Origin of the sequence: Pantoea sp. SIMBA_079 (assembly GCF_046940275.1) — a bacterium.
In the GTDB taxonomy this organism is placed as follows: Bacteria; Pseudomonadota; Gammaproteobacteria; order Enterobacterales; family Enterobacteriaceae; genus Pantoea; species Pantoea borealis.
The window spans coordinates 1-240 of sequence record NZ_JAWRYR010000852.1 but is presented as its reverse complement, the minus strand read 5'-3'; the positions used below and the strand labels follow the sequence as shown (position 1 = coordinate 240).

General features: G+C 61.2%; 1 pseudogene. It reads right to left on the bottom strand.

Annotated elements, in window-relative coordinates:
• A pseudogene (locus tag SB719_RS22340) lies at window positions 1-240 on the bottom strand (allantoin permease); the annotation flags it as partial.

The window sequence follows — 240 nt, the reverse complement described above, 5'->3', positions numbered from 1 at the left end:
GATCCCGGTACCGGCGGCCATGGTGCCCACGCCGATGATCATCGCGCTCAGCGGTGCCGGCGTGGCATTGAATACCGCGCTCCAGTCGATGGTGGCGCAGAGGAAGCCACCCACCAGAATGTTCAAGGCGCCAAACACGTAGGTGGCCCACTTCTGGATCACCAGCAACGTCGCATGCCCGAGGCCGGAAACCGACAAGGTCAGCAACACGAAAATCGCGATGAAGATCAAGGTCAGCAC